Annotated in this window: 13 protein-coding genes; 5 read left to right on the plus strand and 8 right to left on the minus strand. The window is 36.1% G+C overall.

Annotated features, from left to right (window positions below):
* Nucleotides 1-110 precede the first annotated feature (110 nt).
* The 6 genes from IEV57_RS18570 to IEV57_RS18595 form a co-directional block, all read right to left on the minus strand.
* Entirely contained in the window at nt 111-1,490 is a 1,380-nt protein-coding gene (locus IEV57_RS18570) for a peptidylprolyl isomerase (protein WP_188444566.1), read from the minus strand.
* Complete coding sequence (locus IEV57_RS18575) at nt 1,483-2,385, minus strand: peptidylprolyl isomerase (protein ID WP_188444539.1); 903 nt, start codon at nt 2,383-2,385, stop codon at nt 1,483-1,485. Before IEV57_RS18575 ends, IEV57_RS18570 begins: the two co-directional genes overlap by 8 nt.
* Entirely contained in the window at nt 2,345-4,351 is a 2,007-nt protein-coding gene (locus tag IEV57_RS18580; protein WP_188444540.1) for a peptidylprolyl isomerase, read from the minus strand. The genes IEV57_RS18575 and IEV57_RS18580 overlap by 41 nt, the downstream gene beginning before the upstream one ends.
* A gap of 91 nt (nt 4,352-4,442) precedes the next feature.
* Nucleotides 4,443-4,859: an ATP-binding protein gene (locus IEV57_RS18585; protein WP_188444541.1), complete on the minus strand. Its 417-nt coding sequence runs from the start codon at nt 4,857-4,859 to the stop codon at nt 4,443-4,445.
* Nucleotides 4,856-5,194: an STAS domain-containing protein gene (locus IEV57_RS18590; RefSeq protein ID WP_188444542.1), complete on the minus strand. Its 339-nt coding sequence runs from the start codon at nt 5,192-5,194 to the stop codon at nt 4,856-4,858. The genes IEV57_RS18585 and IEV57_RS18590 overlap by 4 nt, the downstream gene beginning before the upstream one ends.
* A gap of 30 nt (nt 5,195-5,224) precedes the next feature.
* A complete protein-coding gene (locus tag IEV57_RS18595) occupies nt 5,225-7,288 on the minus strand; it encodes a GAF domain-containing SpoIIE family protein phosphatase (protein ID WP_188444543.1) in 2,064 nt (687 codons plus the stop codon).
* A 99-nt stretch (nt 7,289-7,387) separates the two neighbouring features.
* Between IEV57_RS18595 and IEV57_RS18600 the strand changes: the two genes are divergently transcribed.
* A complete protein-coding gene (locus IEV57_RS18600; RefSeq protein ID WP_188444544.1) occupies nt 7,388-8,104 on the plus strand; it encodes a DUF4197 domain-containing protein in 717 nt (238 codons plus the stop codon).
* Nucleotides 8,105-8,117: 13 nt separating this feature from the next.
* Here IEV57_RS18600 and IEV57_RS18605 read toward each other — a convergent pair whose 3' ends face one another.
* Together IEV57_RS18605 and hemW are read right to left on the minus strand one after the other, a co-directional pair.
* Nucleotides 8,118-8,432 carry a DciA family protein gene (locus IEV57_RS18605; protein ID WP_188444545.1) on the minus strand — a complete coding sequence of 105 codons (315 nt, stop codon included), beginning with the start codon at nt 8,430-8,432 and terminating at the stop codon, nt 8,118-8,120.
* 26 nt (nt 8,433-8,458) lie between these two features.
* Nucleotides 8,459-9,583 (minus strand): radical SAM family heme chaperone HemW, encoded by a 1,125-nt coding sequence (gene hemW / locus IEV57_RS18610; protein WP_188444546.1) that lies wholly within the window; start codon nt 9,581-9,583, stop codon nt 8,459-8,461.
* 125 nt (nt 9,584-9,708) lie between these two features.
* Here hemW and IEV57_RS18615 point away from each other — a divergent pair, with 125 nt between their 5' ends.
* From IEV57_RS18615 to IEV57_RS18630, 4 genes are all read left to right on the plus strand, one after another.
* Complete coding sequence (locus tag IEV57_RS18615; RefSeq protein WP_188444547.1) at nt 9,709-11,430, plus strand: POTRA domain-containing protein; 1,722 nt, start codon at nt 9,709-9,711, stop codon at nt 11,428-11,430.
* 5 nt (nt 11,431-11,435) lie between these two features.
* Nucleotides 11,436-12,557 carry a DUF4271 domain-containing protein gene (locus IEV57_RS18620; protein ID WP_188444548.1) on the plus strand — a complete coding sequence of 374 codons (1,122 nt, stop codon included), beginning with the start codon at nt 11,436-11,438 and terminating at the stop codon, nt 12,555-12,557.
* Between the two features lie 41 nt (nt 12,558-12,598).
* Entirely contained in the window at nt 12,599-13,372 is a 774-nt protein-coding gene (locus tag IEV57_RS18625) for a uroporphyrinogen-III synthase (RefSeq protein WP_188444549.1), read from the plus strand.
* Nucleotides 13,373-13,449: 77 nt separating this feature from the next.
* Nucleotides 13,450-14,421, plus strand: coding sequence for a PorP/SprF family type IX secretion system membrane protein (locus IEV57_RS18630; RefSeq protein ID WP_188444550.1), 972 nt, complete (start codon nt 13,450-13,452; stop codon nt 14,419-14,421).
* The last annotated feature ends 2 nt before the right edge of the window (nt 14,422-14,423 follow it).

A 14,423-nucleotide genomic window follows, 5' to 3' on the forward strand; every position in this document is an offset into this window, starting at 1 on the left:
TGGTAAGTTGCTCCTCAGCAGAGCTTACGTCCTCTTCGAATCTGCATGGCATGTTAAGAAATTTTTCAACAAAAGTCACCAACTATTTTTGACCACATTACCATTTTTGACTATTTGCCATCTAAAGCATTGCAAGCGTCATATGCTGGGTCAATGTCTATATAAACGTCTTCTTTGGCAGTGACAAACCATTTACTGAGGATTTCATCTTCTTTCTTTCTCAAGGTAGCAGCTTTCAATTTTTCATAATCATCATTCATATTCGCTCTGTGAGCAGGATATCTGTCTTGATAATATAAAATCCTGACTTTAGTACCTTCTCTCGGATCTTCGAAACGCATGGGTTTGGTAATAGAACCAATTTTCATACTGTCGATAGTGAAATATAAAACAGGGTCTTCGAGAGTTCTAAGTGTTAGCTTATTTGACCCTGAACCTGGATCCGAGAAATAGCCCCCATTGTCAGAAGTATTTCGATCTTCAGAATATTCTTTTGCAGCTTTTGCGAACTCTATTTTCTTATCAAGAATCACAGTTCTAAGACTGTCTAAATACCTCTCAGTATCTTTGATGTCCTGCTCAGATGGTTCTGGCTTGATCAAAATATGTCTTGTATTGAAAGTATTTCCTCTTCTTTCTAACAGTTGAATCATGTGAAATCCAAACATGGTCTCAACAGGATCAGATATTTCACCAGGTCTCAATGCTAGTGATGTAGCTTCATATTCTGGCGCGAGTTCCCCTCTTCTGAAAAAGCCTAATTCACCACCCTGTACAGCAGAGCCTGGGTCTTGAGAGTATTGACCGGCTAGCGTTGCAAAGTCAGATTTCCCTTCTCCAATCTGCTTTTTAAGGTCTGCCAGAAAAGCAGCGACTTGATTTTTATTAGCCTCGTTTACGACTGGTTTTCTTACAATCTGACCGACTGTAACTTCTGCAGAGAAAAATGGAAGAGAATCTCTTGGAATGGAAGAGAAAAATCTCCTTACTTCAGCAGGAGAAACCCCCATGCCTTCTGTGATTTTTCCTTTCATACGCTCTACAATCATCTGTTCTTTCAAAGCATCAGTAATTTCAGCTTTCAGCTGTTCAGAAGTCTTTCCATAAACCTCAGCAAGCATGTTTTCATCTCCTCCGATTTGTTGCATTACCATGGCAAACCTTTGATCTGCCTGAATCATTACTTCGGCATCACTTACAATCACTGAGTCAATTTCAGCTTTTGCTACCATCAGTTTACTAATTAGCAGCGATTCAAAAATATCACATTTGGTAGGTGCTTCAAATCCCTGTTGAGAATTAGCTATCGCTTCCAGATAAGTTTTCTGAACGTCAGATTCAAGAATAATGCTGTTATTGACTTTCGCCACGATCCTGTCAAGTACTTGGCCAGTTGTTGGAGTTGTCTCTTTTTCTTTATCCTGCGCAATCAGCGTGTTTGTAAATAAAAAAAGACCTGTCAAGGCAAGGATGTATTTCATTTTAATCATATATTTTGAACTCATTATTTTCTAGTGCTCTATTATAAATATCTTTTTGTAATTGTTCCACCAAAGCTACACGCTTTTTATTTGTGAGGATTTTTGAGATTTCTTCTCTCACAAAATCAAGTGGTGGAATTTGATCTTGCAATTTGTAGTCCAAAATCTTAAAATAATAAGAATAAATCTCATCATCCACTTTGATTAATTTACTATTCCTAAGAAGTTCTACTTTATTGTTGTTTGCCGCAAGAGGGGTATTTACAATCACATCTTCAAATCTAACCCAAGTAGAATCTTCCATGTAATAGTTTGAAGCGTGATCAAGTGCGATTTGGCGAATGCTAGTTTCTACATTATCCCTATTTAATGTTAACAATCTTTCAAGAGGTCTATTTTGAGGATTTGATTTTTCCAGTTTGAAGAAATTTGTCCTGACGATAATCTCTTTGAGACTGAAACTTTCTTTATTATTTTCGTAATATTCTTCAATTTCCGCATTACTTATCTCTGCCGATGAATTGGAAGTCACATAAGATTTTTCAAATTCATAGACCATCAAAGCATACTTATAATCCAGCAGTTTTCTATTTAACTCTGCTTCATCGAAAGTCATGTTTTTTCCTGCCTCTAGAATCATCAGCTGTTTTCTGACCCAGGATTGGACATATCTATTTGTCAAATTTGTGCTGTCTTCCTTGCTACTGCCTGTCGTTACAAGAAAAGCAACATCGGAATTCCTTAGCAATTGGTTTCCCACACTAGCCACAATAGGATTTTCATCTAAGTCATTATTCTCCGATTTGAATTTGAAGAAATCGCAAGAACTGAGTAGAATGCTCACCAATATGGGCAGATAAAGCTTATTTGTTAGTGACAATATCGTAGACTCTTCTTTTTTCATCCTCGTTGATGCGGATGATATAGTTATTTTTTAATTTGCTTAAGAGAGATTTATCAAGATATTCCTGATAGTCTTGAATCACTTTCCCTCTAGTTTCCTCGAATTTTTTAGGGCCTGCAGGAATCTTATTGCCTAAGAGGATGAAGTACGTTTTCCCATCAAAACTTACTTCTTGAAAGGCTTTATTCGTCATGGCTCTGCTCAAGATAGGATGTGATTCCATCTCAAAGATGTTGTTTTCTATCGTAAATGCCAAAGGATCGTCATTGAGGAAAGTATTTTCTAACCTCGCTTCAAGGTTGCTTTGATATTTCTTATCTGACAAGAATTTTCTGACATTTGCAGTCTTATTCTCTTTACCCATTTTCACTATAAGTGCTTCTACGCGCTCATTCCACTGATATCGGTCTTTATTCTCTTCATAAAATGTGATTTGACCAAGACTATCTTCAAGTGCTTTCTGCCATACATTTTGATTCATCAAAGAAAATAGAAGAATCCCATCTCTGTATTCCTTTAAGATCAACTGATAATCTTTGTTGTTGGCCTCTAGATCATTTTCTTCAGCAGTATTCAGATTCACTTCTACGAATTTGTCATACCAAGAAGTGAAATAATCATTTGCTCCTATTCTTACAATTTGTTCGGCTTTGTCCATAAAATCCATCAATTCACTGACAGATTTCTCTTGACCACTTATTTTGATGATCATTTCATCTTTCCACTCTTTGCTCTGGATCAATTTGATGGCATCATTCTTCACATTATTTTTGAATATTACTCCAATTGAGTCTATCAAAGCTTCATTTTCTTCAAATGAATATCTTGATTTTTGAATTGCAACAACCTGAGACTGAATCAATGTTGATCGGCTATCACGAAGGATTTTTGATTTGATTATTTCCTCCATTTCTTCAAATGTAGCCAAAGGTTTTTTGTCTTCAAGTCTAATGATATGATAGCCATAGGGGGTTTTCACTGGGGGTGAGATCTCTCCAATTTCTGTTAAACTGAAAGCTGTTCTTTCAAATTCAGGGATTACAGATCCTGTGCTCATCCAAGATAACATTCCGCCAGAATTTTTGGTCCCCATATCTTCGGAGTACATCTTACAGACATCTTCCCAGACACTTTCGGGCTTTTGTAATTCGGTATATATATCCCCCACTTTTCTCAAAGCGCGCTCTTCTGATACAGGATCATTTGGAGGTGTGCGAACTAAGATATGGGAAACTCGAATTTCGCCTGGATTTGGTTTTCTATCTTCTAATTTAATGATATGGTATCCATATCCTGTGAGGATAGGATCAGAAATTTGACCTGTTTGCAAACCAAAAGCAGCATCTTCGAATTGGTGAACCATCTGAAGGGCTGTAAAATAACCCAAACTACCTTTATTCTCCTGTGCAGATGGATCGTCAGAATACTCTAATGCGAGTTCATTAAAATCAGCACCAGCTTCTGATTGACTTTTTAATTTCTCAGCCATTCTAAAGACAGCAATACTATCCGCTTGACTAGCATTTGAAGGAAATTGAAGAAGAATATGACTTGCTTTTACGACCTCCTGCATCCGGTTATATGCTTTCATCAATTCACCTTCCTGAAGTGAGTTTTTGATCAAAAAAGGACGAATTAAGTCTTCTTTAAACATAGAGAATTCTTTCTGAAATTCGTCTATTTCTGCCAGACCTTCATTTTCAGCTTCTTTTACTTTCAATTTAAAATTGACAAATAAATCGAAAGTCTCTTCAAACTCTGCCTCTGTGATTTTTGATTCTTTGCTTTGAAACGCTCTGTTTTTTGACAGAATGTGTAAAAATTCATCTGCATAGATTTCCTCATTCCCTAAAGTCAAAAGTGACACAGGAACAGTTACCTGATTTTCTTCTTGCTTTATCGTAGCCTTTGGGCTACAGGAATAGGCAAGAATCAATAGAGGAATAGAGAAATATTTGATTTTCATATTGATGACATGCTGAAAATGATACTGCAATGTTACAAATTAAAATGAAGAATATTTTTGCAATAAAGCATAAAGCTTAAAGAATTAACAATTATTTGGATTTCAAATTCTTGAATAACCTACAGGTATTTTGTTTTCCTGAAGTCTCAAATTCGATTTTATCCATGATTTTTTTGACCAAAATGATACCTAATCCACCTTTGCGTTTAGCTTTTTTGACATGGTTGATCTCAGGCTCTCTGTATTCGGTGATATTGAAGCCTTCTCCAGAATCTCTGATTTCAATTTTGAGCAGTCCAGCATCTTTTTCGACACCTATTTGTATGAACTCCTCTCCATTGCAGCCATGAGAATGAATGATCAAATTGGCGCACACTTCGTCCACCGCCAATGTTACTTGGTGTTGTTCGATTTCACTCAGGGATGTGTTCTGAAGAATTTCGCTTAAAAAAATCCTTAAATCCGAAAGCCTCGTCGTGTCACAATATAATTTTAGCTCGTGCTTCATTCGATTTCTTGTACGGCCTCGATTTTTTTTGACTTGATATTGATCAGATGATCCAAACCTAATATTTTGAAAACTTGAAATACTTTTTCATTGAGACCAAAGATGACAAGGGTGATGTTTTTTTCTTCAAAATCCTCAATATAAGACATAAAAACCCCCAATCCTGCGGAAGATATATAATCTAGTTGTGTTCCGTCTATCAGGATATTTTTGGCTTCCTGCTCGATCAAGTCAACAATGGCTTCATCAAGCTCTACAGAATTACTAGCATCTACCTCACCTATTAATTGGATAAGGTGGTAATTAGTCTCTTTCGTTGTTTCAATCTTTAGCATGTTTTTGTATACGCTTTTGAAGCTGAGTAGTTATGAATTGAATTTGATGACCAATAATGAATAGTCATCATCAGGAAGAGTATTCGACCCGATGAAATCATAAACTTGATCGATTAATTTTTGTTGAATTTCGGCTGCAGTTTGCTCATGATTCTCAGTTAGCACATTTTTAAGCCTTTCATAGCCAAATTCTTCCGAGTGTTCATTTTTGGCTTCTACAATTCCATCGGTGAATAGCACTAAGATGTCGTCCTTTTTGTAGAACACCTCTTTTTCATGAATGTACTTTTCGAAGCTACTATTCCGAAGGATACCGAGCCCCATCCCATCTATGTCCAAATACTCCGAATCATTTTTCTCAGCATCATAAAACAGCGTTGGACAATGCCCAGCTCTCGCATATCGTATGCTTTTCTTTTTTGTATTGATGATAAAATAAGAAGTGGTGATAAAGTGGTTTTTCTCTAGACAATGGCTTAATGCCATATTTGCTTTGACTAAAAATTCTTTGGGGCTTGGGTTGAGTTGTACCAAACTATGGAAAACCCCTTTCATCTGTGACATGTTGAAAGCTGCGGAAGTCCCTTTGCCTGAAACATCACCTATGATGACAGCAAATTCAGCTTCTCCCAAGCTTTGTGTTTCGTAATAGTCCCCACCTACTTCGTCAGCGGCCTCTGAGAAGCCATGAATTTCAAAAGTGGAGTCATGATGCAGCTCAGATGGTAAAAGACTTCTCTGAACTCTCTGCGCGATCAATAGTTCTTCTTTATAACGCTCGTTTTTCAAAGCTTCATTGAGAAGTCTGTGATTTTCTACTGAAATACAGGCTTGTCCAACAAAGGTGGAAATGATGTTGATCATTTCTTTATTGAAACCATCCTTCACTTCTTTCAATAAGAAAATCCTTCCAATGGTATTTTTATTGACCGTCAAAGGAATCATCATGACAGATTTGTATTTTAAATCATTGATTTTTCCCGTGTAGGTTTTATTGTCTTGCAGTTTGTCATCCCACTTGAAATCTGAAAATGGTTTGCTGCTTCCAATTAATTTCTGAAGCACTACTTGCTCTTCGTTACTAAGATAACGTTGGTGAATGATGCTGCTTTTTTCATCATGCTCTTTTAGTTCTAGCCAAGCCGCATCTACATAAGCTGCACTCATACAAGAATCCATAAGAATGTCTAGCACTTGATTTTCATTTTGCCCCGGCTTGATAGATTGGCTCAACCGCTGGAAATTGATCGCTTCGATTAGCTTTTGCTCAAAAACAGACGAGGTAGGTAAGTTGAATAGCGTTACCAAAAAGCTGAAAATTGCATAAATGAAAACAAAAGAAAAAAGAGACAATAGAAAGAGGTTGTCAGTAAGATTCAAATAAATGGAATTCTCTTCGCTGTAACTTAAAACTTGGATAAATAAATAGGCAGCCGAAAATTGGATAAATACCAAAAATAGAATTGACTTCCATTTTTCTTTGAAAGTTAAATAAGGAATCCATTTTAAATTAACTGCAAGGGATGCGCCGAAAATAACCAAAACAGCAAGACCAAAAAGAAAGCTATAATCGAGTGTGTTTCTATTGAAAAAAACAAAAAACATACTTATCAAAAGTCCAACTTCAAATGCCTGCCATTGCTGAACGACACGTTTGGTTCTTTGATACAGAATCAAGTGCTTCCATAATAAAGTACATGATACTAGAAATAATGTAACAAAAGCAAAGTCAATGTGGTAAAACACATTTCGAAGTAAAGGATCAGATGCAAGCCTACTGTCACCAAGCAAATAATAGAAAATAGAAATTATTATCGATATACTTGTAGCAACGAGTCCGGTGGTCGCTCCACGCCAGATTAGATCAATGAAATTATTCTTTTCACTTTTCTGAATGGAATAATTGAAAAAAAGATAAACGACAATAAAGAAAAGTATCTCTAAAATGTAGGATATTTCAGGAGCAATACCTGATTCCATTTGATTAAGGTTCCCAAAAAGTCGTGTGATATCAACAAAAAGCAAGGCTAGCCAAGTCATAATGGCAACCAATAGGCTTATTTTGCCGATATTTAGGTTTGGGAGCTTAAGCATTTGTATTATAGAGTACAATAATACACAAACAAACTTAATTATCCCGATAAGGCTTACCAGTAGAAGTATAAAAAAATGTTAAAATCTTTAAAGTTTAGTATGCGCAAATCACTTAGTTTTTCGATCATTGTTGTTCTACTGCTTGCTTCGTGCACTGCGGCGGATTTGAATAGAATTCTGGAAGCCGCTGGAGGACAGGGGCCTCTGACACAACCGGAAGTTTCCTCAGGCTTGAAGGAAGCATTGGTTCAAGGCATTAGCAAAGGAGCAGACAAAGCCTCCGTCACAGATGGGTTTTTCAAGAATGAATTGATTAAAATCCTGCTTCCTGAGGATGCAAGAAGAGTAGAAGCAACCTTGAGACAAATTGGATTGGGTTCGGAAGTAGACCGAGCACTTTTAGCGATTAACAGAGGCGCAGAAAAAGCAGCTATTGAGGCAAAGCCAATCTTCATCAGTGCAATCAGGCAACTCACCATCCAAGATGCTTTTGCTATTTTGAGAGGAGAACCAGATGCTGCAACTGCCTTTTTGAGAAGAACGACAGAGACGCAATTGATTGAATTGTTTCAGCCAAGAATTCAAGAATCACTCAATGAAGTTGGGGCTACAAAATATTACACCGATATCGCTACTACTTATAATGCGATTCCATTGACGAATAGAAAAATCGATCCAGATCTAAACTCTTACGTCACCAACAGAGCAATCGATGGACTTTTTAAGTTGATTGCTGAAGAGGAATTGAATATTCGTAAAGATCCCTTGGCAAGAACTACTGTGCTTATGCGACGAGTTTTTGGCGAACAAGATTAAATACTTGGGGTGATTACAGAAAAACAATGTCTGTGATTACCCCTTTTCCAAACTTCTGCTCCACAATCTCCACGACTTTTGTTTTGTTCATGGACAGTTCTTTTTTGATAGCTCCTGAAGTTACTTGTACAAAAAGTTTCTTTTCTTTTATATAAACAGAAGTAGTCCTCGAGGCCACAGTATTCCCCATCATTTCTGGCCAAGCTTGAATCAATAAACGCTCGTCAAATTTATCTTTTAGCCTGTATGCTCTCAGCAGCTCGTCGAAAGCCTCCTGAAGTGGTGCGACATCTTTTCTCCTCCCCGAATGATCTTTGTACTTCTCCATATCTATTTCAAAAGTAAGCTAATTTATCAGATAAAAAGAGAAGCTGCAATACTATCTGCCAAAAGCTTTCCTTTTTTGGTCAGTAGAAAATGATTGCCCTTGATTTCTAAAAGTAGTTCGCTTTGCAGCTGAGAAAGTAAATTTGCTTTGTCAGTCAAATAGCTATCGCCTAGTCTGTTTTTGAGGAATTCGATGTCAGTTCCCCAGATGGTTCTGAGTGAAGTTAAGATATATTCATTAACCAAATCTTCGGATGACATCGGCTCGACAGTGAATGGGATGGATTCAGTTTTAAGGGCATTGATGTACTTAGAATTGTTGGCAATATTAAATCCTCTTTCTTTTCCATCGTAAGAATGTGCACTTGGACCAATGCCAAGGTAAGGGATATTTAGCCAGTAGTTTTTATTATGAATTGCAAATTGGTCGCTCTTGCCAAAGTTTGAAATTTCGTATTGAATATAATTTGCTTTTTCCATGCTTTCTTGAAGCATTTCAAATTGATCTGCTGCGAAATCTTCTGAGGCAGGTTTAAATTTTCCTTTTTCAGCCCAATTTCCTAAAGCAGTTTTGGGTTCTACGGTGAGGCAATAACTACTGATATGGCCAGGATCTTGTTCAATAGCGATCGCTAGATCTTTTTCCCATAGCTGATGACTTTCTGAAGGAAAACCATATATCAAATCGATCGATAATTTTTCAAAACCTGCATTCTTAGCCAAATCAATAGCTTGCAGTGATTCCTCAGCATTGTGAGCTCGATTATAATATTTGAGAATGTGGGCATCAAAACTTTGAATTCCAATGCTCAATCTATCAATTCCGATGCTCCTCAATTCTTTCAGTTTTTCTTTTTTGAGATCATCGGGATTTGTTTCGATCGTCAATTCCTCCAAATCCAAGATGAAGTGATTTGAAATAGCTACCAGGATTTGTTCAAGTTGCTTTGTTGAAAGCAAAGAAGGAGTTCCTCCTCCAAAATAGATGGTGTTGATAATGGAGTTTTTTGGGAGATACTCCTTTCGTTTTTCTATTTCAAGCGTAATCGCATCCACCATTTCCTGAGTTTTAGTCAGATTGGTACTAAAGTGGAAGTCACAATAATGACAAGCCTGTTTGCAAAAAGGGATATGAATATAAATACCAGCCAAAATATTTCGTTTAGTGCATAAAGATAGATTAGATGTCGAGAAGTATCAAAAACAACCTTATTTTTAAGCAGCTATTCCGATTACCAAAAGTGATAGCGACAAATTGAATCATAGTTCCAATTGAAGTGAAAAATTCAGCTTTTATTCTAATCCTATATCTATTGACAGGAAATGCTCTTGTTGCCCAAGAGGAGAAATACCTGCAATATGAAATTTCAGGGGAAGTCAATAGGTCAGAGTTTTTAGGTTTTGCAGATTCTCTACAAAGACAAGTTGAAATTCAAGTAATTTTTCAAGAACTCTATGCTAGTGGCTATTTAGGAGCGACAGAATTTGATAGACAATTAAAAGGAGATACACTTTCAATCAAAGTATCCACTGGAAAGATCTTCAATTGGGTAGATTTGAGAAAGGGAAATCTCGACCCGGCTCTATTGTTACGATCAGGATATGATCAAAAGCGATTTGAAAATAGGCCCTTTCAATATCAGGAAATTGTAAAACTTTTTGATAAAATCTTGAGTCAATCAGAAAATGAAGGATTTCCATTCGCTGCGATGAAATTGGATAGCTTGTCAAGAAATGAAAGTGGTTTTTCAGGGTCTTTAAATATAGACTTAGGTCCTTATATCACTTTTGATACCGTAAAAATCAGCGGAAATTCAAAAACTAAAAGAATGTACATGGCTAAGTTTCTTCAGATTCTACCTGGAGAGCCATTTTCCCAAAGAAAAATAGAGCAAGCAGTCAGCCAAATCAAGAATTTACCTTATCTGAGGTGGGCTGGCGAACCAGAGATTAGCTTCCAAAATGAAGAAGCTACCCTTTATCTACCAATCAATGACAGAAAGATCAATACCCTAGATGGAATTATTGGATTTCTACCCAACGAATTTGAAGAGAACAAACTTCTGATAACTGGTCAGTTTGATTTGGGATTGTACAATGTGGGAGGAAAAGGAAGGAATTATAATCTCAATTGGCAAAGGCTAAGTCAATATTCCCAAAATTTAAGAGTTGGTGCGATTGAGCCAATGGTATTAGGCTCGATGATTGATATAGGAGCATCATTCTATCTGTTAAAGGAAGATACTACCTTTTTGAATCGAGACTTCAGATTGGATTTCGGTTACAGATTCAAATCGGATAGTTACATCAAGTTTTTTGGGAGAAGGCAATCAGGGGATTTATTGGCCACTTCCAATTTGAGAGAAATTCAAGAGTTGCCGGATTTTGCAGATTTTAGATACAATAATTACGGGGTATCTTATCAATTGACCAAACTAGACGATATTTTGATGCCTAGAAGAGGGTTTTACGGTCAAGCAGAATTTGCAATTGGTAACAAAGAAATCTTGGAAAATACGGGGCTTCCGCCGGTGGTTTACGAAGGGCTCGAACGAAAAACAATCCAGTATTATATAAAGAGTGATATTTTCAAGCATTTCTATTTCAGTAATAATTGGGGGCTAATGACCAAAGCTTCTGCTGGGGTTTTGGTGAATGAAAACCTTTTGGGCAATGATTTGTATAGGCTAGGAGGGCTTAGATCGATCAGAGGTTTCAATGAAAATTTCTTCTTTGCCAATAATTACATCTATTTTACAGCGGAACCGAGATTCTATTTTGATACGTATTCTTATTTTATGATTTTTGTGGATGCTGGCAGAATAGAAAATAATGTACAAGATCTTCAGACTGACTTTCCTCTAGCCACAGGGTTAGGTTTTAGTTTAGAGACAAGTGGAGGTATTTTCAATTTTATTTATGCTTTAGGCATGTCCAATAGTCAAGATTTCGCACTTAACCTTTCAAAAATCCACTTTGGATATACAGGTAGATTTTAAACTTTATGAATAGATCTCAGAAACATTTGATTTTAATCCTGAGCTTATTTTTTATGCAATTTCAGCTGATGGGACAAGTCATAGAAAATTACGATTCCAAACTTGCCTATGTGAAGCAGTCAGGATGGTTTCAATCTTCAGAAATAATTCAAGTTTCACTTGACATAAGTACATTTCCTAGCGCAAGTTTTATAGCCACAGTACCTTCTGAGTCTACGGTATTTTTGGGTAACGTGCTTTGGTTTTACTCTCCAAAAGACACTACTGTACAAATTTCAATAGAAGAACTTTGGGAAGAGTTTGATTTCAAAGAAGAGGTAAGGGTAAATTTTTCAGTTTTAAAAAATGACATTAATACATCTGAAGTTTCTATAAAAAAAGGGTTGTTTGACAATGACAGTTTTTTGCCTTTAAATGTGGAAAATCCATCTTCTATGAAAATGGAAGTAAGGCAAATAGATGGTTTTTATGACTTCTTTTTTCTGGCGCTGATTTGTATTTTGTTTTTTGCTGCAATCTATAAAGCTATCTATCCCTTAGTGTTGCAATATATATTGAATCCTCAATTAATTTTTACAGCTGAAGACTTCTCAGAGTCAAATGCAATACAAAAATTCTTCTCACTCGATATTATCTTTTTCATCATCATAAACAATCTTACTGTCGCGCTAATCACGATGGTCGGAGTAAAAGAAGTCGGCTTTGGAAGGCTGAATGAGCTTATAAAAGGGGATATAAATGAACTCTTTCTCTATTGGTTGATAATAACTCTCGGATTGTTTGTAGTCACTATCCTTAAGTTTCTCTTTATCAAATTCATGACATTAATATATGAATTAGGAAAAAATGAATTTGCCCATTTTTTTTATTTACTGAGAGTAGTGTCTGTTTTAATGATAATTTTGGTAATAATTATTTCCATATATGCATTAAATAGACAAGATATATTAAGTCTAGTATTAAATTGGTCTTTAATTATCTTTTTTTGGTCTTATTTAGTAGCTGTGGTACTGCTGATGTTTATTATGATGAATAGAGTCTCTTTCAATAATTACCATTTATTTGCTTACATTTGCACCGCGGAATTAGTGCCCTTTTTGATCATCTCAAAGGTAATCATGGGGTAGTAAATCTTATAATAGGTTACTAAAAGGATAAGCGATACAAAATGAGTAAATCTTCCAAAGACAGATTCAACCCAGTAAAAAGCATATTAGTTTCACAACCTAAGCCGAGCGGTGATGTTTCTCCATATTTTCAACTTGCTGAAAAATACAATCTCAAGATTGATTTCAGGCCATTTATACAAGTAGAGCCAGTTTCTATTAAGGACTTTAGGAAACAGAAAATAGAAATATTAAAACATACCGCTATCATCTTTACAAGTAGAAATGCTATAGATCATTTTTTTACGATCTGTAAAGAGTCCAAAATCGAAATGCCCGCTGACATGAAGTACTTTTGTATTTCAGACCAAACAGCACATTATCTTCAAAAATATATAGTAATCAGAAAGAGAAAATTGTTCGTTGGACAAAAGACAGCATCTGATTTATTTGATTATTTTAAAAAGCATAAATCAGAAAAGTATTTGTTTCCATGCTCTGATATTAGGAAGGATGAGATTCCTACTTACATGTCAAAAAACAACATAGACTTTACGGAAGCTATTATTTATCATACTGTAGCAGCTGATTTATCGGATTTGAGGGATATTAAATATGATGTTTTGGCATTCTTTAGCCCTTCTGGAATAAAATCTCTGATGACTAATTTTCCTGATTTCAAGCAAAATAATACGCGAATTGCGGCATTTGGACCGACTACTGCAGAAGCTGTAAGAGAGGAAAACTTGATCTTGGATATAGAAGCTCCGATGCCAAATGCTCCTAGTATGACAGGTGCTTTAGAGTTATATATAAAAAAGGCAAATAATTTATAACATCTTTTCAATCTTTTATGGGGTTTTTCAGTTTAATTGTGTAGAATAGAATCTGAAAAGATAAAATCTTTTGATACATGGATAAGCTGAAAACCTTCTCACTTAAATTTTTACCGATTTTCCTGCTTGCGGCAACCCTGTCCGTAAAAGTGACAGCGCAACAAGATGCCCAGTTTACACAGTATATGTACAATGGGCTTTTTTATAACCCAGCATTTGCTGGAAAAGAAAAAGGTTACAATTTTTCTGCACTACATAGAACGCAATGGGCTAATTACTCAGGTTCTAATGGTCCAGCACCAATAACACAACTTCTGACGGCCTCAGGTTCTTTGGATGACCTTAATCTAGGCTATGGATTGACCTTTGTCAATGATAACATTGGTCCTACAAGTAATCAAGAAGTAAACTTGTCGGTGGGATATCATAAAAGATTAAGAAGAGGCGTGCTTAGTGTTGGTTTGTCAGGAGGAATATATTCTAGTACACTAAAATATGATGAATTGAACCTAGTAAATCCAGATCCAAGTGTTCCCTTAGGAGGAAGGGAAACGCAGATGAATGTGAATTTTGGTTTAGGTGCTATTTATGACAATGGAAACTATTATATAGGAGCGAGCACAAAACATCTAAACGAGCCAGGTTTTGACTTTGGCGATGGAGCAATTGAGAACACTTTGAAGAATCATAGTTATTTGACTGCTGGATATAGAATAAAAACATTCGCATTTTGGACATTTGAGCCAAGCATTCTTTTAAAAACTGTTTCTTTTAATAATTTTTCATACGACGTTAGCGTTATAGCCACACATAATCAAAAGGTTAGTGGTGGTTTTGCCTATAGAGGTGAAGAATCTGTATCCTTGTTGGTGGGATATAGTTTGTTAAAAGATAACTCATTGAGGATAGGCTATGCATTTGATTTGGTAGTTGGAGGTTTGGAAGCGAAGTCTCCCACAAGCCATGAATTTATGTTGACCTATAATCTTCCTCAGGTTTCTAGGGAGTTTCAAAGGGTAATACAAAGGACCCCGAGATATAGGTTTTAAAA

It is taken from the genome of Belliella aquatica, from assembly GCF_014637795.1.
Lineage (GTDB): Bacteria > Bacteroidota > Bacteroidia > Cytophagales > Cyclobacteriaceae > Belliella > Belliella aquatica.

Coding starts and splice junctions, on each gene's coding strand:
- IEV57_RS18570 (WP_188444566.1), bottom strand. CDS start 1,490: ATGATTAAAATGAAATACATCCTTGCCTTGACAGGTCTTTTTTTATTT.
- IEV57_RS18575 (WP_188444539.1), bottom strand. CDS start 2,385: ATGAAAAAAGAAGAGTCTACGATATTGTCACTAACAAATAAGCTTTAT.
- IEV57_RS18580 (WP_188444540.1), bottom strand. CDS start 4,351: ATGAAAATCAAATATTTCTCTATTCCTCTATTGATTCTTGCCTATTCC.
- IEV57_RS18585 (WP_188444541.1), bottom strand. CDS start 4,859: ATGAAGCACGAGCTAAAATTATATTGTGACACGACGAGGCTTTCGGAT.
- IEV57_RS18590 (WP_188444542.1), bottom strand. CDS start 5,194: ATGCTAAAGATTGAAACAACGAAAGAGACTAATTACCACCTTATCCAA.
- IEV57_RS18595 (WP_188444543.1), bottom strand. CDS start 7,288: ATGCTTAAGCTCCCAAACCTAAATATCGGCAAAATAAGCCTATTGGTT.
- IEV57_RS18600 (WP_188444544.1), top strand. CDS start 7,388: ATGCGCAAATCACTTAGTTTTTCGATCATTGTTGTTCTACTGCTTGCT.
- IEV57_RS18605 (WP_188444545.1), bottom strand. CDS start 8,432: ATGGAGAAGTACAAAGATCATTCGGGGAGGAGAAAAGATGTCGCACCA.
- IEV57_RS18620 (WP_188444548.1), top strand. CDS start 11,436: ATGAATAGATCTCAGAAACATTTGATTTTAATCCTGAGCTTATTTTTT.
- IEV57_RS18625 (WP_188444549.1), top strand. CDS start 12,599: ATGAGTAAATCTTCCAAAGACAGATTCAACCCAGTAAAAAGCATATTA.
- IEV57_RS18630 (WP_188444550.1), top strand. CDS start 13,450: ATGGATAAGCTGAAAACCTTCTCACTTAAATTTTTACCGATTTTCCTG.